The organism is Sphingobacterium rhinopitheci (assembly GCF_022627575.1).
Taxonomy (GTDB): Bacteria; Bacteroidota; Bacteroidia; order Sphingobacteriales; family Sphingobacteriaceae; genus Sphingobacterium; species Sphingobacterium rhinopitheci.
The window spans coordinates 1-19,787 of record NZ_JADEYQ010000028.1; the positions used below are offsets into that span (position 1 = coordinate 1).

At 35.3% G+C, this 19,787-nt stretch carries 11 protein-coding genes and 1 tRNA gene; 9 read left to right on the forward strand and 3 right to left on the reverse strand.

Translation table 11 applies throughout. From position 1 onward, the window contains the following. Window positions 1–296: 296 nt before the first annotated feature. Window positions 297–383, reverse strand: a tRNA-Ser gene (locus IP023_RS14700). A 119-nt stretch (window positions 384–502) separates the two neighbouring features. Continuing rightward, window positions 503–2,632 carry an HD family phosphohydrolase gene (locus IP023_RS14705; RefSeq protein WP_241791170.1) on the reverse strand — a complete coding sequence of 710 codons (2,130 nt, stop codon included), beginning with the start codon at window positions 2,630–2,632 and terminating at the stop codon, window positions 503–505. Window positions 2,633–2,816: 184 nt separating this feature from the next. Here IP023_RS14705 and rpe point away from each other — a divergent pair, with 184 nt between their 5' ends. The 5 genes from rpe (at window position 2,817) to IP023_RS14730 (ending at window position 10,542) form a co-directional block, all read left to right on the forward strand. Further along, window positions 2,817–3,497, forward strand: a complete 681-nt coding sequence (rpe, locus tag IP023_RS14710) for a ribulose-phosphate 3-epimerase (protein ID WP_241791172.1) — start codon at window positions 2,817–2,819, stop codon at window positions 3,495–3,497. Window positions 3,498–3,840: 343 nt separating this feature from the next. After that, window positions 3,841–6,603, forward strand: a complete 2,763-nt coding sequence (locus tag IP023_RS14715; RefSeq protein ID WP_241791175.1) for a bifunctional aconitate hydratase 2/2-methylisocitrate dehydratase — start codon at window positions 3,841–3,843, stop codon at window positions 6,601–6,603. 114 nt (window positions 6,604–6,717) lie between these two features. Further along, window positions 6,718–7,113, forward strand: coding sequence for a hypothetical protein (locus IP023_RS14720; protein WP_241791176.1), 396 nt, complete (start codon window positions 6,718–6,720; stop codon window positions 7,111–7,113). A gap of 190 nt (window positions 7,114–7,303) precedes the next feature. After that, complete coding sequence (locus tag IP023_RS14725; protein WP_241791178.1) at window positions 7,304–9,568, forward strand: aconitate hydratase; 2,265 nt, start codon at window positions 7,304–7,306, stop codon at window positions 9,566–9,568. A gap of 71 nt (window positions 9,569–9,639) precedes the next feature. Next, window positions 9,640–10,542 carry a hypothetical protein gene (locus tag IP023_RS14730; protein ID WP_241791181.1) on the forward strand — a complete coding sequence of 301 codons (903 nt, stop codon included), beginning with the start codon at window positions 9,640–9,642 and terminating at the stop codon, window positions 10,540–10,542. A gap of 782 nt (window positions 10,543–11,324) precedes the next feature. Here the strand turns inward: IP023_RS14730 and IP023_RS14735 are convergent. Continuing rightward, a complete protein-coding gene (locus IP023_RS14735; RefSeq protein WP_241791182.1) occupies window positions 11,325–11,963 on the reverse strand; it encodes a carbonic anhydrase in 639 nt (212 codons plus the stop codon). A gap of 244 nt (window positions 11,964–12,207) precedes the next feature. Here IP023_RS14735 and IP023_RS14740 point away from each other — a divergent pair, with 244 nt between their 5' ends. The 4 genes from IP023_RS14740 to IP023_RS14755 all read left to right on the forward strand — a co-directional run bounded on the left by IP023_RS14740 (window position 12,208) and on the right by IP023_RS14755 (window position 19,230). Further along, window positions 12,208–13,371, forward strand: coding sequence for an efflux RND transporter periplasmic adaptor subunit (locus IP023_RS14740; RefSeq protein ID WP_241791183.1), 1,164 nt, complete (start codon window positions 12,208–12,210; stop codon window positions 13,369–13,371). A gap of 79 nt (window positions 13,372–13,450) precedes the next feature. Next, complete coding sequence (locus IP023_RS14745) at window positions 13,451–16,609, forward strand: efflux RND transporter permease subunit (RefSeq protein WP_241791184.1); 3,159 nt, start codon at window positions 13,451–13,453, stop codon at window positions 16,607–16,609. A 1-nt stretch (window position 16,610) separates the two neighbouring features. Then, window positions 16,611–18,071 (forward strand): efflux transporter outer membrane subunit, encoded by a 1,461-nt coding sequence (locus IP023_RS14750; RefSeq protein WP_241791185.1) that lies wholly within the window; start codon window positions 16,611–16,613, stop codon window positions 18,069–18,071. A gap of 331 nt (window positions 18,072–18,402) precedes the next feature. Further along, window positions 18,403–19,230 carry a hypothetical protein gene (locus tag IP023_RS14755; protein ID WP_241791186.1) on the forward strand — a complete coding sequence of 276 codons (828 nt, stop codon included), beginning with the start codon at window positions 18,403–18,405 and terminating at the stop codon, window positions 19,228–19,230. The last annotated feature ends 557 nt before the right edge of the window (window positions 19,231–19,787 follow it).

The following is a 19,787-nucleotide window of genomic DNA, read 5'->3' on the forward strand; positions in this document are numbered from 1 at the left end:
CTTCAGGTATAAGGTTTAGTTCTTCTAGAAAGATGTCAAGTCTTTTATCTTCTTTAGTATAATGGGTCATTTCAAAATAATCAGAAACTCCCTCCGGAATAATCAATGGCATTAAAGCCTTAAACGAGTCGTGCATTTATATCAAATATCAAAACATAAATCTCAGATTTTTTTATCTAATCCACAACTTTTGTACATGATCCCCGAAATATTGAATAATCTAGTAGGCTAAAACACAAAAAAGCCTATAAATATTGCTATTTATAGGCTTTTCTAACTTATTGTAAAAGTCTTTGCGGAGGGGGCGGGATTCGAACCCGCGGTACCGTTTCCAGTACGACAGTTTAGCAAACTGTTCCTTTCGGCCACTCAGGCACCCCTCCGTGTTTCGACACCACAAACATACGGCAAAAAAATTATTCTGCAAACTTTAAAGGCCGATTTTTTTATTTTTTTTATCGTTTTTCATTTAACATATTGACTTTCAAAATGATTAATTTATCTAATCTTTTTTCTTGAAAAGATCATAGTCAATTCGAACATGATAAATACTCATCAACATATTTTTGAAGATTAATCCAACATCGCTAATATCCTTCAACGTAATGTCTGCTTGATCAAATTGTTTAAGTGTTATTTTATGATCTATAATTTTATCAACCAAGTTGCTTATCGATTCTTTTGTCGGTTGTTTTAGCGAACGTGCTGCAGCTTCAACAGAATCGGCCATCATTAATACAGCTGTTTCCTTAGAGTATGGGATAGGGCCAGGGTATACAAATAAAGATTCGTCAATTAATTTGTCTGGATTGTTTCTAAGAAATTCGTTGTAGAAATAGTCTACGCGTGTGGTGCCATGATGTGTCTTTATGAAGTCTATTATCACTTCAGGAAGTTTGTGCCGTCTAGCGATTTCTATTCCTTTATGTACATGTGATATTATAATTTGTGCTGATTGTTCAGAAGTAAGCTCTTCATGCGGGTTATTGCCACTTTTTTGGTTTTCAATAAAAAATAATGGATTACTCATTTTGCCGATATCATGATATAGTGCACCGGCACGTATCAATAATGTATTGCCGCCTATTTTGTAGATTGCCGCCTCCGCCAAATTTGCTACTTGTAGAGAGTGTTGAAATGTCCCGGGTGCTTTTAAGGATAGTTCTCTTAGTAATTTCGAATTACTATTTGTCAACTCCATTAACGTAAGATCAGAAACAATACCAAATAGCTTTTCAAAAGCATAAATCAAAGGATATGCTAGTAATGTTAACCCTACACTAACAACAAAAGGAAATAGATCTGTCCAATATATATTGCTAAAGGATCCATTTCTCGTTAAGAATAAGCCTATAAAGCCCACGATATATGTCGCCAATATCAATATTGATGATATTAAGAATTGTTCTCTTTTGACCAAAGTTCTGATACTATAAATAGCGACTAATCCAGATATAAACTGTAAGAATACAAAATCATAGCTGTTAGGAACAAATAGCGCGCATATCAAAACCATTAATAGATGGATGTTTAATGCAATCCGTGTGTCAAATAAAATTCTGAAGATAATAGGTACACCACAATAAGGTATGAAATATAAACTGGATAGTTTGATGTTCACCGACCAAGAAAATGAAGCAAGCATCGCTAATATAACGATAAATATAATTGCTAATAGTCGGTTGTTGTTATATATATTTTTGCGGAATAAGTACAGAAATATTAGGAGTAATGATATCGCTATTCCTACTAAAAAGAATTGGCCTATGGCAACATAATTTTTGTTACCCATAATTTTTGATTCGTCATCAAATACTTTTCGTAAAGATTCTAGTTTTTGATAGGTATCATTATTTATAATTTTATCTCGTTCGGCAATAAGTTCACCTTTTTGTACCATTCCTCTAGTGGTAGAGATATTGTTTAATGCTGTTTGTTCTATTTTCTCAGTTAGAGATTCATTGAATATATAGTTTACGGTAATATAATTGCTTAATATATCTGTCAACCATTTTTTCTTGCTTATTTTATTATCATTTTTTAAAACACCTTCTATATATTCATTTGCTTTTTCTATGGACAAGCAATCCTCCGTGTTTTTTTGGGTAGCGATATTATTATTCAAAAGTGTGAAATTGTAGTTCGCGTCCGTAGCACTTGTTTTTTCAAAATCTCCACCTTTTGCTTGATATCTATTGTTAATAGATATAACACCTTTGTTGTAAATTGTCGTTAGCAACTGCACTCCTTTATCTAGATAGGTTTGAATATCTAGGGACTTTATAGTATCCATCTGGCTACTTTGCCATTTATCAGCAAGATCTGTCGTGAATAAGTCTATCTGCTCTTTGCTTACGGATTGCTGTAGATTGTAGATTGGCAATACTGTCTTTAGAATAGATTGTCTGTCTTTATCAAGCTCTTCTTTTGTTTTTAAGATTGCAAAATTATATGGAGATATAAGGTTGTCATGGTTCCATGCTTTACCCTTTTGAAATTCATATTCAAATCGCGGTTGCTTGGGAAGAAATAGACATATAAGAAATACAGTGACGACTACCATACCATATTTGATGAATGGTGAGTTCGTTTGTAATTTACTATTAACGTAATTAATCTTAAGTTTTGCCACAGTATAAAGTTTTTATACTAACAAAAGTAGTTAATAATAACGATTTTTATTCAAACATCTATTTATGTATACAGTGTGCCTGTAAACTTCAAAATAATGTAAAAAGTAGTCCTAAAGTTTAATTAAAATATTGTTAGCACTGAATTTATTGCCGTATCTTTGTGCAAAATTTTAATAAGATACAATGTCAACTAACAAACATTTAATAGCTCCCTCGGTGTTAGCGGCTGATTTTGCCAACTTACAAAGAGATGTGGAGATGGTGAACCAAAGCCAAGCAGATTGGTTCCATATTGATATTATGGATGGTGTTTTCGTGCCAAATATCTCCTTTGGTTTCCCAGTGATGAATGCAATAGCAAAACATGCTAAAAAACCGTTGGATGTGCATTTGATGATTGTTGATCCAGATCGTTACTTGCAAGCCTGTAAAGATAATGGTGCTGAAGTTATCACAGTACATCTAGAAGCAACTACTCATTTGCATAGAACATTAGCAGCTATTAAAGAGTTAGGTTGTAAGGCTGGTGTAGCTTTAAATCCACATACCTCGGTGCAATTAATAAAGGACGTTATACAAGATCTTGATTTAGTATGTTTAATGTCTGTGAATCCTGGATTTGGTGGTCAGAAATTTATCCCTCATACATACAATAAAATTAAAGAATTACGTCAATTAGCACGTGGTGTTAATGACAATCTTTTGATTGAGATTGATGGTGGTGTTACATTGGATAATGCAGCGCAATTATTAGAAGCAGGAGCAGATGTATTAGTTGCAGGGTCATTTGTATTTAATGCTGCTGATCCAATCGATACAGTACAAAAATTAAAAGATGTAGATATCAATATTAAGCAAGCTTAATATAAAAAAAGCGACAAATATTTAGATTTGTCGCTTTTTTTATAAAAAATTGACTGCATTGAATTATTGTTTATTAAAACAATTTAGAATAATTCCAAATTGAATGCGTGATTCTTTGGGATTATTATTAACCATTGATTTTTAGTATTTTTGCAGTCTATTAATAGCGTTGTTGTTTTTTAGTTAAACAACGCCTTTTAAAGAGTTTTGATGCTATTTTGATGTTATGATGCGAGGTGCACAATAATGTTGTTTTAGCTTATTTTTAATTAAACGTATGGTAGTATAGGAAAGTAGTAAATTCTATTTTTTTCAACTGCCTTTAACATTGAAAGATAAATATATGAGTATTTACAACGATTACGTACAAGAGGTTGTAGAACGAAAAGGTCAAGGACTAAGTCCTAAACCGATTGACGGAGCAGAATTGTTAAGTGAGGTTATTGCTCAAATTAAGGATGTAAACAATGAGCATAGAGCTGAGTCTCTACGTTTGTTTATTTACAACACTTTGCCAGGTACAACACCTGCAGCAACAGTGAAAGCAAAATTTTTGAAAGAAATCATCCTAGGTCAAGAGGAAGTTGTTGAGATTACACCAACTTTTGCGTTCGAGTTATTGTCGCACATGAAAGGTGGTCCTTCTATCGAAGTTCTTTTAGATTTAGCTTTAGGAAATGATTTAGCGATTGCGGAAGAAGCAGCTAAGGTTCTTAAAACACAGGTATTCCTTTACGATGCAGATATGGATCGCTTGAAGGATGCGTACCATAATGGTAACGTCGTAGCTACGTCAATTTTGGAAAGCTACGCTAAAGCAGAATTCTTTACTAAATTACCTGAAGTAGCTGAAGAAATTAAAATCGTTACTTTTATCGCTGCTGAAGGTGATATCTCTACAGATTTACTTTCTCCAGGTAACCAAGCACACTCGCGCTCGGATCGTGAATTGCACGGTAAATGTATGATCACACCAGAAGCACAAGCGGAGATCAAAGCGTTACAAACGTTGCATCCTGATGCTAGCGTTATGCTGATTGCTGAAAAAGGTACTATGGGTGTTGGTTCATCACGTATGTCTGGTGTTAATAACGTAGCATTATGGACTGGTAAACAAGCGAGCCCTTATATTCCTTTCGTTAATATCGCGCCTATCGTAGGTGGTACTAACGGTATTTCTCCTATTTTCTTAACTACAGTTGACGTAACGGGTGGTATCGGTGTCGATCTGAAAAACTGGAAGAAAAAAGTGGATGCTAATGGTGACGTTGTTCGTAACGAAAGTGGTGATCCAGTTTTAGAAGAAGTTTATTCTGTAGCTACGGGTACAGTATTAACAATCAATACAAAAACTAAAAAATTATATAACGGCGACCAAGAGTTGATCGATATGTCTAAAGCATTAACTCCTCAAAAAATGGAGTTCATCAAAGCTGGTGGTTCATATGCGATTGTATTCGGTAAAAAAATCCAAACTTTTGCAGCTAAAACTTTAGGTATTACTGCTCCAACAGTTTTCGCTCCTTCTAAAGAAATTTCTATTGAAGGTCAAGGATTAACAGCTGTAGAGAAAATTTTCAATAAAAATGCTGTTGGTGTGACTGATGGTAAAATCTTACACGCTGGTTCTGACGTTCGTGTAGAAGTAAATATTGTAGGTTCTCAAGATACAACAGGTTTGATGACGGCACAAGAATTGGAATCAATGGCTGCTACAGTTATTTCTCCAATTGTGGATGGTGCTTACCAATCAGGTTGTCATACAGCATCGGTATGGGACAAAAAAGCGCAAGCTAATATCCCTAAATTGATGAAGTTTATGAATGACTTCGGTGTGATCACAGCGCGCGACCCTAAAGGGGATTACCACGCGATGACTGACGTTATTCACAAAGTATTGAATGATATCACGATCGACGAATGGGCTATCATTATCGGTGGTGACTCGCATACACGTATGTCTAAAGGTGTTGCTTTTGGTGCCGATTCAGGTACTGTAGCATTAGCTTTGGCAACAGGTGAAGCTTCTATGCCTATCCCTGAGTCTGTAAAAGTTACTTTCAAAGGTACAATGAAAGAGCATATGGACTTCCGTGATGTGGTACACGCTACACAATCACAAATGTTGAAGCAATTCGATGGAGAGAATGTATTCCAAGGTCGTATCATCGAGGTACACATCGGTACTTTATTAGCGGATCAAGCCTTTACATTTACAGATTGGACGGCAGAGATGAAAGCTAAAGCTTCGATCTGTATTTCTCAAGATGATACATTGATTGAATCTTTAGAAATTGCTAAAAGCCGTATCCAAATCATGATTGATAAAGGTATGGACAACAAAAATGCTGTTCTTCAAGGATTAATCAACAAAGCGAACAAGCGTATCGAAGAAATCAAATCTGGTGATAAACCAGCGTTACAACCAGATGCTAATGCGAAGTATTATGCTGAAGTTGTTATCGATTTAGATATCATCGATGAGCCAATGATTGCTGATCCAGATGTAAACAATGCTGATGTATCTAAACGTTATACGCACGATACTATCCGTGAATTGTCTTACTACGGTGGTGATAAGAAGGTAGACTTAGGTTTCGTAGGTTCATGTATGGTTCACAAAGATGACTTAAAAATCGTTTCTCAAATGTTGAAAAATATTGAAGAGGAAAAAGGTTATGTGTCATTCAATGCGCCATTAGTTGTAGCTGCGCCTACATACAATATCATTGATGAGTTGAAAGCTGAAGGTGACTGGGAATTTTTACAAAAATATTCAGGATTCGAATTTAACGATTCATTACCAAAAAGTGCTGCGCGTACAGAGTATGAAAACATCTTGTACTTAGAGCGTCCAGGTTGTAACCTTTGTATGGGTAACCAAGAGAAAGCTGCTAAAGGTGATACAGTATTGGCTACTTCTACTCGTTTGTTCCAAGGACGTGTAGTAGAAGATAGAGATGGTAAGAAAGGTGAGTCTTTATTAGCATCTACTCCAGTAGTAGTGTTGTCTGCTATCTTAGGTCGCATGCCTACTGTAGAGGAATACAAATCTGCAGTTAAAGGTATTAACTTAACTAAATTTGCTCCAATCCCTACTAAATAATCTTTAGTACGAATTGTTATAAAATTGGCGAGGTAATCTATTAGGTTACCTCGCTTTTTAATACCGCTGAATTTTGTCTATTAAAAGTGATATATTTAATACAAAACTTTTAGGATGAGAAATTTTATGTTATGTATTCTTTTGTTTACTGCTGTATCGTGTAAAGAACCACTTATTGGTACCTGCAGTAACCCATTCTCTATTGTCGTAAATAAACCCATTAAAGAGGATAATTTACTTGTTTATTATGTTGATGTAAAGAATTATGGAAATTGGTGGCTTTCAAGTATGGCGGTAGATGGAAAGTATATAAACGAAGAATTTAACTCAAAATTTACACAAGATTCATTTATTCACGATACGGAAAGTTTTATTTTTGAAAAAGTAAATAACAGTAAAATAAAAATTACGGTTAAGGAGAATAAAAAATTATTAAAACTCAAGATAATATTGCAATCTGGAAACTGTATAGATAGTTTTGATGTCAATCAATATCATTATAATCTGTAGCTGTAATAAGATTGTTGTTTAATATATGGGCGTTTACAGTATAGTTTATTAAACTAATTTGTAGGCATAAGAAATGCTTATTTCTTCCTTAATTGTCATTTATTTACATTGTTTTGATTAGGAATTAATATAATATGTATATATTGTATATAGAAGTAATGAAATAATTAAATTATAAAACTTTATAGTTATGGCATTTGATATAGATATGATCAAAAGAGTTTATGCTCAATTTGATGCGCGCATTAATGCAGCACGTCAGGTTGTAAATAAACCATTGACTCTTTCAGAGAAAATTTTGTACACACACTTATGGGATGGTAATGCAACACAAGCATACGAACGTTCTAAATCTTATGTAGATTTTGCGCCGGATCGAGTGGCTATGCAAGATGCTACTGCACAGATGGCTTTATTACAATTTATGCAGGCGGGGCGACCAAAAGTAGCAGTACCTTCAACAGTACATTGTGATCACTTAATTCAAGCTAAGGAAGGTGCAGACAAAGATTTGTCTCGTGCTAAGAACGAAAGCTCTGAGGTGTTTAATTTTTTGAGCTCTGTTTCAAATAAATATGGTATTGGTTTTTGGAAACCTGGCGCAGGTATTATTCACCAAGTAGTATTGGAGAACTATGCCTTTCCCGGTGGTCTTATGATTGGTACTGATTCCCATACTGTAAATGCTGGTGGGTTAGGGATGCTTGCTATTGGTGTCGGTGGTGCTGACGCATGTGATGTGATGGCAGGACTTCCTTGGGAGCTAAAATTTCCTAAGTTAATAGGGGTAAAATTAACTGGTAAGTTATCTGGTTGGGTATCTCCCAAAGATGTTATCTTAAAAGTAGCCGGTATCTTGACTGTAAAAGGTGGAACTGGGGCTGTCGTTGAATATTTTGGTGATGGTGCTTTATCATTGTCTTGTACAGGTAAAGGTACTATCTGTAATATGGGAGCAGAAATAGGGGCCACTACCTCAACTTTTGGGTATGATGACGCTATGGAACGTTATTTACGTGCCACAGACCGTGCTGATGTTGCGGATGCTGCAAATGCTATTAAGCAACATTTGACTGCTGATCCTGAAGTCTATGCTGATCCTGAAACCTATTTTGATCAAGTAATCGAGATTGATTTATCTACTTTAGAACCTTCCTTAAATGGTCCTTTTACTCCAGATTTGTATACACCTGCGTCGCATATGCGTGAAGAGGCTGCAAAAAATGGATGGCCTACTAAAGTCGAATGGGGATTAATCGGTTCATGTACTAATTCATCTTATGAAGATTTGTCGCGTGCAGCCTCTATCGCTAGACAGGCGGTAGAAAAAGGGTTAATTACGAAAGCAGAATTTGGTATTAACCCAGGTTCTGAGCAAGTGCGCTTTACGGCAGACAGAGATGGATTATTAAAATCTTTTGAAGACCTTAATGCTACTATATTTACCAATGCATGTGGCCCATGTATCGGTATGTGGGATAGAGCGGGCTCGGATAAGCAAGAGAAAAATACTATCGTTCACTCTTTCAACCGCAATTTTGCGAAGCGTGCTGATGGTAATCCAAATACATATGCTTTTGTGACTTCTCCAGAAATGGTAGCCGCGATTGCAATATCTGGTGATTTAGGGTTTAATCCTGTGACAGATACATTAACCAATAAATATGGTGAACAAGTAAAATTGGACCCTCCATTTGGTGACGAATTACCGAAAAGGGGTTTTGCGGTTGATGATCCAGGTTATCAAGCACCCGCAGAAGACGGCTCTGCAATTGCAATAGACGTATCACCTACTTCAGATCGTTTACAGCTTTTAGAGCCATTTGCAGCATGGGAAGGTACAGACCTTAAAGGATTGAGATTGTTAATCAAAGCCAAAGGAAAATGTACAACGGATCATATTTCTATGGCAGGTCCTTGGTTGAAATACAGAGGACATTTGGATAATATTTCTAATAATATGTTGATTGGAGCTGTAAATTATTTTAATGATAAAACAGATAATATTAAAAATCAATTAACAGGAGAATATGCTCCTGTGCCTGCTACTCAACGTGCCTATAAGGCGGTAGGTATTGGATCAATTGTCGTAGGTGATGAAAACTATGGTGAAGGTTCATCACGTGAGCATGCCGCAATGGAACCTCGTCATTTGGGGGTGCGTGCTGTATTAGTAAAATCGTTCGCACGTATCCATGAAACCAATCTAAAAAAACAAGGAATGTTAGGTTTAACATTTGTGAATAAAGATGATTATGGAAAAATTTTAGAAGATGATATCATTGATATCTTAGGATTGACTACCTTTGCACCTAATGTACCACTGACGATTGTGTTACATCATGCTGATGGCACTACAGAGGAGATTTTAGCTAATCACACGTACAATGAACAACAGATTGAGTGGTTCAAGGCTGGTGGAGCATTAAATATAATTCGTGCTAATCAAGCATAATAATTAAAAACATCTTTTTTTTTAAACCCGATACACTATGATATCGGGTTTTATTTATTTTTTATAGTTACATGTTATACAAATTTTCAAAATTAGTCGTTGTCTTTTTATTCATTGCCAATGTTTCCCTTGCACAGGGATTTTTTAAATTTAGAACTTTAAGTGATACAGATACCGTCGCGAAAAGTATTTTTAATCCTAAAAATAAAAGGACAGAATCTAATAAGGGTAAGTTTTTTGTACATTGGGGGTATAATTTTAGCTCTTATGCTAAAAGTGATATTAATTTTACAGGACCTGGATATGATTTTACTTTATTAGGGGTGACAGCAGCAGATCGTCCTACAAAATTAGGGACAACTTATATTGATCCTTCTCGATTAACAATTCCACAGTTCAATTTTCACTTTGGCTATTTTTTCAAAGATAATTATAGTATTAGTTTAGGCTGGGATCACATGAAATATGTGGTGGATATTCCGCAGACGGTACGAATTAAGGGGTTTATAGATCCTGAGATTTCTAAGCCTGGTATTTCAACAGGTGATTGGGCAGGGCAGTATAATGGCGAAGAAGTAACCCTTGTAGATTCGGTATTGAAATTTGAACATACAGATGGTTACAATTTTGCAGCTATTGGAATTGAGCGATATGATGATATCTGGGGTTCTAGATCAGGTAAGCAATCATTAAATACGGAGGTAGGTCTTGAGGCTGGTTTGTTAGTACCACGTACAGATGTTCGTTTGTTTGGAGTAGGGGATAATCATTATTGGAATGTTGCAGGTTATGGTTTTGCCGGTAAAATTGGTCTACAATATCATATGTTGAAATGGTTATACTTGCAAGGAAGTTTTAAAGCAGGATTTACAGATCTTAATAACATCAATACCACAGGTCGTAAGGGAATTGATAATGCGAAGCAAACAATTTGGTTTTTTGAGAATTATTGGACTATAGGATTTAAATTCTAATTGTTTAGTAATTTTTCTGCATAAAGAGGTAGCATCTCGCTAGCTGTGTAAGTTGATAAGTTATTCTAATTAATTGATGAGCCCGAAAAGTCATCAATTAATTAGAATAACTTATTATTATTTTTAAACGTTACAAAGTTAAGATAGACAAAGAGAAATTGTCGAGCTATAAAAATTTCTACATATCCTTTAAGAATGGAGAAGATTAAACTTCATTTTTCAATGATCGTAATTACCAAAACGGTCATGGAACATAGAAAATAAAATCCTCAATCAGTGAGGAAGAGTTTAAAGTACCTAGTGCTTGATAAGGTAGTTTCGTATCAGTTTTAGCCACTAAACATCACAATATTATTATCTCTCCTTGTTTGGATAGTTGGGGTTGTTTTCATGCTGCATGAGCATTTCAAAGTCATCCATAAAATCATTTACACCATCAATCTATTCGAGAATTTCAATTCAAAAATATGAGAATACACGCAAAACAAGATGTCTTTCCCAACAGATAATACTGTAATGAAAGTCGTATACCTAGCGCTAAAATAAGTTGCCAAATATTGGACAATGCCATATAATTATGTTTAAAAAAAAGGAAAATTTTAAAACAGTCAAAACCAGCTTAGTTTTATTTACATAAAATTTTGGATACCGCCCCTAGATTATAATAACAGATCCTCAAGCTTTTCAACTTGCACATTTTTGGTATAGTATCTTTTAGTTTTTAATTCTATAGCTATAAATATCACTCGACCCTCCTTTGTTATACCTCGAGATCTAGATCATTATTTTATACGATATATGCTTGACACTTTAGAGTGTGAATTACTAAATTCATTCATTATATCTAAGGTTAGGTCTATCAATTGACCTGTTTTTATATCAAAAACCCAACCATGCATTTGGAGTTTTTTCTTGATAATAGCCTCTTGGACAGTGGGTATTTTTAATACATTGATGCATTGTTCTGCAACATTGAGCTCCACTAATCGGTCGTACCTTTGCTCGAGATCTGTTAACGCTTCCAACTCGTCAAAGTGAAGACGGTAGACATCTCGTATATTGCCGAGCCATGGATTTAATACACCAAGATTCTCTTTCTCCATCGCTGCTTTTATACCGCCACATTTATAGTGACCACAGACAACGATATGTTTTATATCAAGATGTGTTACAGCATAGTCAATTACAGATTTTGAGTTCATATCTGTATTGGGAACTAGGTTGGCTATATTTCGGTGTACAAATACTGTTCCTGGCTCTACTTCCATCAAGTCGCCTGCAGATACACGGCTATCAGAGCAACCAATATAAAGTATTTCTGGCGTCTGATCTTGTGCTAGTTTTTTAAAGTAATCTTTGTCAATGGATAATTTTTTATTTATCCATTCTTTGTTATTGTCAAAAATATGATTGATGCTCATGTTGTCTTCTGTTTTTGCTTTACTAAATTTACACAATGATTTTTTAATTCTTGTATGATAATCTTGTGGTTTTTATCTTCTCATTATACACATAATCAGTTGTTTTGGAAAATATTAAAACTTTATTTTTAATGTCTTAAACTTTGTTAAAGACTGTTAAAAAATAGTATTCAGACAAGTAAATTATATTCTTTTTAATATTATTGTAACAGGGCGGTTACATTGATTTATGAAAGGCGAAAATATGAAGAAGAAGAATATGTCTATAAGAAGAGTTTTAACTTTATTCACACTTATATTAAGTGTAGTTATTTTTTATAACTGTAATAATACCAGTGCTGAAGAGTCTGGCAAAGCGATTAAGCCACTCGCACTCCCTGTATTTACTGTTGATACGAGTGATGCTATTACAGTAAAGAACTATATCGGTACCATAGAAGGTAAAGTAAACGTAGAAATAAGACCTCAAATCGAGGGTATATTGGGAGAGATATATATTGATGAAGGGGAGTTTGTGGAGAAAGGACAAAAACTTTTTAAGTTGAATGCTTTAGCATATGAGGAAATTTTAAATAATGCTTTAGCTAATCAGAATGTCGCCAAAGCTAAACTCCGTAATGCGCAATTAGAAATCGATCGTTTGAAACCATTAGTAGATAATGATGTTATTTCTGTGGTAAAACTTCAATCCGCAAGAGCGGATTATGATGTAGCAAAGGCTTCATTAGATCAAGCCGGAGCTGCTGTGCGTAGTGCACAAATTAATCAAGGATTTTCTCTTATTACAGCTCCTGTTAGTGGATATATCGGGCGTATCCCAAAAAGAATAGGTAATCTAGTTTCAAAAAATGATAAGGAATCGTTAACTGTTTTATCTGATGTGCAGGATGTATACGTGTACTTTTCGATGAATGAGTCTGACTTTTTGTATTTCTCTAAATTAAAATTGAAAGAAGATAGTATTCAAGGGATACCACGTAGTAAAAATGCATTACGTTTTCCAGATGCTACGTTGATTCTTGCGGATGGGGAAGAATATACCTATAAAGGTGTGGTAGATGCTATCAACGGTCAAGTTGATCGTACGACAGGAGCGATATCTTTGCGAGCATCTTTTCCTAATTATAATAATATTTTACGTAATGGTAGCACTGGAACGTTGAAGATATCTGAGACAAAGAAAAATGTTATACAAATTCCGCAGGTAGCCACCAGCGAGTTACAGGATAAAACTTTTGTGTATGTCTTAGATAAAGATAATAACGTAAGCCGTAGAGCGATAAAAATTAGCGGTACGAGTAAAGATAATTATATTATCTCTGAAGGATTAGCTATAGGTGACCGTATTCTATTGACAGGATTAGATAAAATATCTGAAGGGTCCAAAGTGATCCCTATTCATCAATAATATCCAATACAATTATAGTTTTTCTTGGTGTTTTATACACCAGGGGTGAGTTTCTTTTGTTATAAATTAAGAGCATCTTATGTTAAAAATATTTGTTAATAAACCCGTATTAGCGACTGTTATGTCTTTAATATTACTAATCTTGGGGTTAGTGGGGCTAAAAATGTTGCCTATTACGAGATTTCCTGAAATTGCTCCGCCTAGTGTGGTGGTTTCATTGAGTTATCCTGGGGCTAATTCGGAGACGGTTGCAGAAAGTGTTTTATTACCTATAGAGGAAGCTATTAATGGTGTTGAAGATATGACCTATATCAAATCTTCAGCAACGAATTCAGGTTCTGGTTCCGTTCAAGTATTTTTTAAAACAGGAACCAATCCGGATATTGCTTCCGTAAACGTACAAACCCGTATTTCTAAGGCTATTAGTGCTATTCCTGCTGAAGTAAATGCGAATGGTATAACAGTGCAACCACGTCAAAGTGGCGCCATCATGACTATTAATATATTTTCAGATAGGGTGGATAGCGTATATGATGAAACATTTTTACAAGCATATGCACAGATTAATTTGATACGCCCATTATTACGTATTGATGGTGTTGCTCAAGTATCTAGAGTCGGGGCACGTGATTATTCGATGCGCGTGTGGTTAAATCCTGAGAAGATGGCGGTATATAATATTATACCGCAAGATGTAACCAAAGCACTAAATGATCAAAACTTTGAAATTGCACCCGGTAAATTTGGTGAGACGTCGGATGAGGTTTTTGAAACAGTGATCAAACACAAAGGTAGGTTTAGCAAGCCCGAGCAGTTTGAAAATATGGTCATCAAAACAAATAAAGATGGTTCTATATTGTACTTACGTGATATCGCAAGGATTGAATTTGGAGCTACCAATTTGGGTAGTGATAATAAAGTAAATGGACACCCTGGCTTAACCTTGAATATCACCCAAACAAGTGGGTCCAATGCCCATGAAATAGATGTGCAAGTGCGTAAGGAATTGGCGCTATTGTCAAAGACTTTTCCTAAGGGAATTCATTATGATATATCATATAGTGTAAGGGATCAGATTGATCAGTCTATCAATCAAGTAAAAAGTACATTGTTCGAAGCTTTTATATTAGTTTTTATTATAGTATTTATCTTCTTACAAGATTTTAGATCTACTTTAATTCCGGCTATTGCGATTCCTGTTTCTTTGATAGGTACATTCTTTTTCTTAAGCTTATTTGGCTTCTCATTGAATGTGTTGACTATGTTTGCCTTGGTATTATCGATTGGTATTGTGGTCGACGATGCTATTGTGGTAGTCGAAGCAATACATCAAAAAATGCATGAAACAGGCATGCGCGCCAAGGAAGCTACTATACAGACGATGTCTGAGATTACTGGAGCTATTCTTTCTATCACATTAGTGATGGCTGCGGTTTTTCTTCCGGTAGGATTTATGGAAGGACCTGCAGGGGTATTTTATAGACAGTTTGCGTATACTTTAGCAACAGCAATTTTGATATCTGCATTCAATGCTTTGACTTTATCTCCGGCACTATGTGCTTTATTGCTAAAACCTGTACATAAAAAGGATTTGGAGGAAGAAGCGAAAATGAGATCTTTAGAGAAATATAAAGTTCGATTTTTTACAGCTTTCAATGCCTCATTCGATAGATTTACATCTAAGTATATCTTAGGCGTAAAATATTTGGCCAATCATAAAAAGATCGCTTTTATAGGTCTTGCAGTTGTGTCGTCTGTAGGCTTTGCGTTAATGTATTTTACTCCAAAGAGCTTTATACCGACTGAAGATGATAGCTTTGTAACCTATTCGCTGGCTATGCCTCCTGGCGCTTCTCTTGCGCGTACTACTGAGGTCTTGCATAGAGCAGATAGTATATTGAAAAAAAGAGCAGATATTGAAGGAATGACTACAGTGTCTGGGTTCAATGCATTAGATGGTGGATCTAGTGCTGCTTTTGCAGCAGGATATATCAATGTGAAACCACATAAAGAGCGTGAACATATCAAGAATATAGATGATTTTATGGATACTATCCGTAAGGATCTTTCTGTAATCAATGAAGCTTCATTTAAAGTGTTTCCAAGGCCAACAGTGCAAGGGTTTGGCGATTTTGCAGGTGTGCAATTGGTATTACAAGATAGAATGGGGGGCGATATTAGAGATTTTGATATTGTAGCAGACTCTTTTATCAATAAGATCAATGATTTAGCTGAAGTAGATAATGCATATACTTCTTTCAAATCCAATTTCCCGCAATATGAAGCTGATATTGACGTCGTCAAAGCAAAGAGCTTAGGAATAGATATCAAAGATATGATGAATAGTATTCGTATGTATTTTGCGCGGGTAAGTGCGGGGGATTTTAATCGCTTTGGACGAACATATCGCGTTTATATCCAATCGGATTTTGAACATCGTACGGACCCTGAGTCGTTGAATTCTATTTTTGTACGCAATAAAGCAGGGGACATGGTTCCTGTTGGGACACTGATGACCCTTAGAAAAGTTGTAGGACCTGAATCTATTACGCGCTATAATTTGTATAATGCGATCACCGTAAATGTGAACCCTGCTCCGGGGAGTAGTACTGGTGACGTGATGAAGGCTATTGAAAAATTGGCTGAAGATAAGTTACCGGGTAACTTCGGGTATGAATGGACAGGTATGTCCTATGAAGAAAGTAAGGCTGGTTCGCAGACAGTATTGATATTTGGTCTTTGTATTCTTTTTGTATACTTTTTGTTATCGGCACAATATGAAAGTTATATTTTGCCTTGGGCAGTATTATTATCTGTTCCTGTAGGTTTAGTGGGGGTATTTGTAACTATATTCTTAGTGGGCATAGAGAATAATATATATGTACAGGTAGGTTTGATTATGCTGATTGGGCTTCTTGCTAAGAATGCTATTTTGATTATAGAGTTTGCTGTCCAAGAGCGTGATAAAGGAATGTCGATTTATGATGCTGCAATAGCAGGAGCGAAGTTGCGATTGAGGCCTATATTGATGACATCATTAGCATTTATCGTGGGATTAGTACCTTTGATGTGGTCTGTAGGACCCTCAGCAATAGGAAATCATTCTATTAGTTTTAGCGCCGCAGGCGGTATGGTGGCAGGTGTAGCATTCGGTATTTTTATTATACCTGTATTGTTTATTGTGTTCAAAACATTGGACGAACGTGTTAAATTGAAATTTAAATCGGAGGAGAAATAAAATGAGACAATTGATATTACAAATAGGCTTATGTATTGTCTTCACGACTTTTTTATTAACGGGATGTAAAGTTGGTAGCAAATATGTACAACCTGAATTAAATGAGCCTGTGTCTTTTCGAGGTGCTTGGGATGCAGATTCTACAGCCTTAGCTTTGCATACGATTGTATGGCGTGATTTTTTTAATGACACTGTGCTAGTGGCATTAATAGATTCGGGCTTGGTCAATAATTTTGATATGCGTTTAGCACTCAAAAATATGGAAATAGCAAACCGTAATTTACGCATCAATAAATTAGGCTATTTACCTTCTGTAGAGGCTAATTTAGGGACTATAAATAAGCAATTTCGTTCGGAAGATTTTTATGCCTCTCCAGCGGCAAAATGGTACGCCCAGAAAGGGGAGGAACCACCGCAGACCTTATCTACATATCAATCTCAACATTCTACAGGCTTAGAGTTTAGTTGGGAAATAGATATCTGGGGCAAGATCGCAAATCAAAAGGATGCGCTCAAAGCAGATTGGTTGAATACACAAGAAGCAAGAAATGCCGTTCAAACTAAGTTGATTGCTGATATCGCTTCGGGATATTTTAACTTACTTAAGTTGGATGCCCAAATTGAAGTCGCAAAGCGAAATGTACGCTTAAATGATAGCACTCTACGTATGATAAAGCTTCAGTTTGAGGCTGGTGAGATTACTGCTCTAGCATTACAGCAGACTGAGTCACAACGTTTGGTAGCAGCTTCATTGGTTCCAGACTTGGAAAAAGCAATCATTATTCAAGAAAATGCGTTAAGACTGCTTGTTGGTGAGATGCCTGCTAATATTATTCGCGGTAACAATTTAAATAATAAGCTTGTAAATTTTAATCATGACTTTTCTTTAGGTAGTCCGTTAGAAATAATACGTAATAGGCCTGATATCAAGTCCGCAGAATATGACTTGATCAAAGCAAATGCTGATGCTAATATCGCACAGTTGTTGCGCTACCCTCAGTTGAGTTTGAGTGCTGTATTTGGTGTAAATGCTATGTTGCCCAAAAATTGGTTTAATATACCTGGAGCTTTGTTAGGTGCTGTAGTTGGTGAATTAACTACGCCTATATTTAAAAATAATAAGCTTAAGAATAAACATGAAGTAGCTAAAATAGAACGCGATAAAAGTGAATTGATTTTTCAGCGTGAAGTAATGGAAGCTGTTGCTGAGGTATCTAATACTATCACAACGGTAGATAAGCAGGAAGAACAGCTGGCTTTTGCACAACAAAGGGTTACTAATTCGCAGTTAGCCGTACGAAATGCTTCTTTATTATTTAAGTCTGGCTATGCTACATATCTTGAAGTGATAACTGCGCAGAGCAATGCACTAAAGAGTGAACTTGATTTGGTTGAATTGAAACAAAAACAATTAAATAGCTTTGTCGCTTTATATAGAGCCTTAGGTGGTGGATGGAAATAGTATTTTCCCTTTAAAATAAAGAAGGTGACCTTTTGGGAAACCTTCTTTATTTTTAGTATTGATTTTTTAAGGTAGCTAAATGTGTGTATATAACACTCTTTCATACTGTATTGTGTTTATTATTAGGATTTTAGTTTTAATAGTATAAAGAAGCGTTTTGTGATATTTTGCAAGGCCATCATGTTAGATGCATCTTATACTTATATAGTGTAGTTATTTGTGGATGCTTTTTACTTAAAATTAATTACTTTAAGATACTTTATTGTTTTATTTTAGCTTTCTATTGAACTTTAAACCTTAATACCCACAATTTGAACCTAACTTCATTATTATGAAAAGAGTCGTATTTCTATTAACTATGTTTGTAAGTCTTTCTTCCTGCAAAAGCTATATGGTGAGTACTGTTGCAAGTAAGAACACTGTTCAAAACCCCGAAACAGGTAAGTTTAATATGGTAAATGACTCTTTAGCATTTACCTATAGTTTTTCGGGGACTAATATGCCCCTAAATGTTGAAGTATTCAACAAACTCAAGGAACCGTTATTTGTAGATTGGGAACGTTCGGCTTTAGTGATTGGTGAAACGACTTATAGCTTCGTAGATGATAATGTTCATTTGACTGCTGATGTAAGTGGCACAGCCTATAATAACTTAGGAACAGAAGCGAAAAATTATTATGGCGAGATGCGAGGAACGGCCCAAATTTCAAATAGGCAGAGCTTTATTCCGCCAGGTGCAAAAATAACCAGGTCTATATATGCTTTGAATGATTTAAAAGAAGTTAAACTGGCAAAATCAGAATTTCGAAAGGTTCCAATGGATAGTGATGTGTCAACTGGGGTTACCTATGTATCTACCGCTAGCTTCACTGAGATGAACTCCCCCTTGAAGTTTAAGTCTTTTATTACCGTGTTTACGTTAAAAGATAACTCTCCACAGAGCGTAGATTATCAGCATGAATTTTATATTTCTCGCATAGCGAAAACTGGTGTTAATCCCTCGAAGATTATCTTATTCAATAATCAAAAGGATGCAAATATAGTTAACGAAAACCGAACCGGATTTGCTAAGACTTTAATATCTGTGGGGGTCGTAGGACTTGCAGGTGCTGCAATTGCAGGGGATGCTATGATTAATAAAAATGCCGATAATCAGTAGTAATACGATCTGATTGGTCTAAATTATATGCTTAAATCAAGGCAATGTATAATAAATCGTAAATAAAGGTGATTATTGATCAAACAAATAAGTAGTAGCCATATTTCAGCTACTACTTATTTGTTTTAATTTACGCTTAATCTGTATTTATTTTCAAGACTCATTATTTTTTGCTTTCCGATTTCACATGTAATATTTGTAAGTTTAATTGAGTAATTAAGGTACACGCATATTTGCGTCTTTATATACCGTTTTTTGTTTCCGAATAAAAACAATGTAGTTGAAAGTTTTCTTTTAGCTTTTGGTTGCGTATATATATATAATAGGTGAGTTTAATAATATGTTTTTATGGTATACCTACAATTTTGACCAATTATCCTTTGGGTTTTTTACTTTATCCGCCATTAAGTCAACCACTTAGCGACTATTCCAGAAAATAAGGAATAAAACACTTGGAAGTAGGATATATTTTGTGCTATCTTTGCACCACTCCGCAAGGGAGTAACGGTTGGTAACAACCTTGAAAAGTAGAGTAGAAGATGTTTAAGCATAGAAAT

Excerpts from the sequence above, each read along its gene's own strand:
- IP023_RS14745 (WP_241791184.1), top strand. The coding sequence starts at position 13,451 with ATGTTAAAAATATTTGTTAATAAACCCGTATTAGCGACTGTTATGTCT.
- IP023_RS14755 (WP_241791186.1), top strand. The coding sequence starts at position 18,403 with ATGAAAAGAGTCGTATTTCTATTAACTATGTTTGTAAGTCTTTCTTCC.
- IP023_RS14720 (WP_241791176.1), top strand. The coding sequence starts at position 6,718 with ATGAGAAATTTTATGTTATGTATTCTTTTGTTTACTGCTGTATCGTGT.
- IP023_RS14730 (WP_241791181.1), top strand. The coding sequence starts at position 9,640 with ATGTTATACAAATTTTCAAAATTAGTCGTTGTCTTTTTATTCATTGCC.
- IP023_RS14715 (WP_241791175.1), top strand. The coding sequence starts at position 3,841 with ATGAGTATTTACAACGATTACGTACAAGAGGTTGTAGAACGAAAAGGT.
- IP023_RS14725 (WP_241791178.1), top strand. The coding sequence starts at position 7,304 with ATGGCATTTGATATAGATATGATCAAAAGAGTTTATGCTCAATTTGAT.
- IP023_RS14750 (WP_241791185.1), top strand. The coding sequence starts at position 16,611 with ATGAGACAATTGATATTACAAATAGGCTTATGTATTGTCTTCACGACT.
- rpe (WP_241791172.1), top strand. The coding sequence starts at position 2,817 with ATGTCAACTAACAAACATTTAATAGCTCCCTCGGTGTTAGCGGCTGAT.
- IP023_RS14740 (WP_241791183.1), top strand. The coding sequence starts at position 12,208 with ATGAAGAAGAAGAATATGTCTATAAGAAGAGTTTTAACTTTATTCACA.
- IP023_RS14735 (WP_241791182.1), bottom strand. The coding sequence starts at position 11,963 with ATGAGCATCAATCATATTTTTGACAATAACAAAGAATGGATAAATAAA.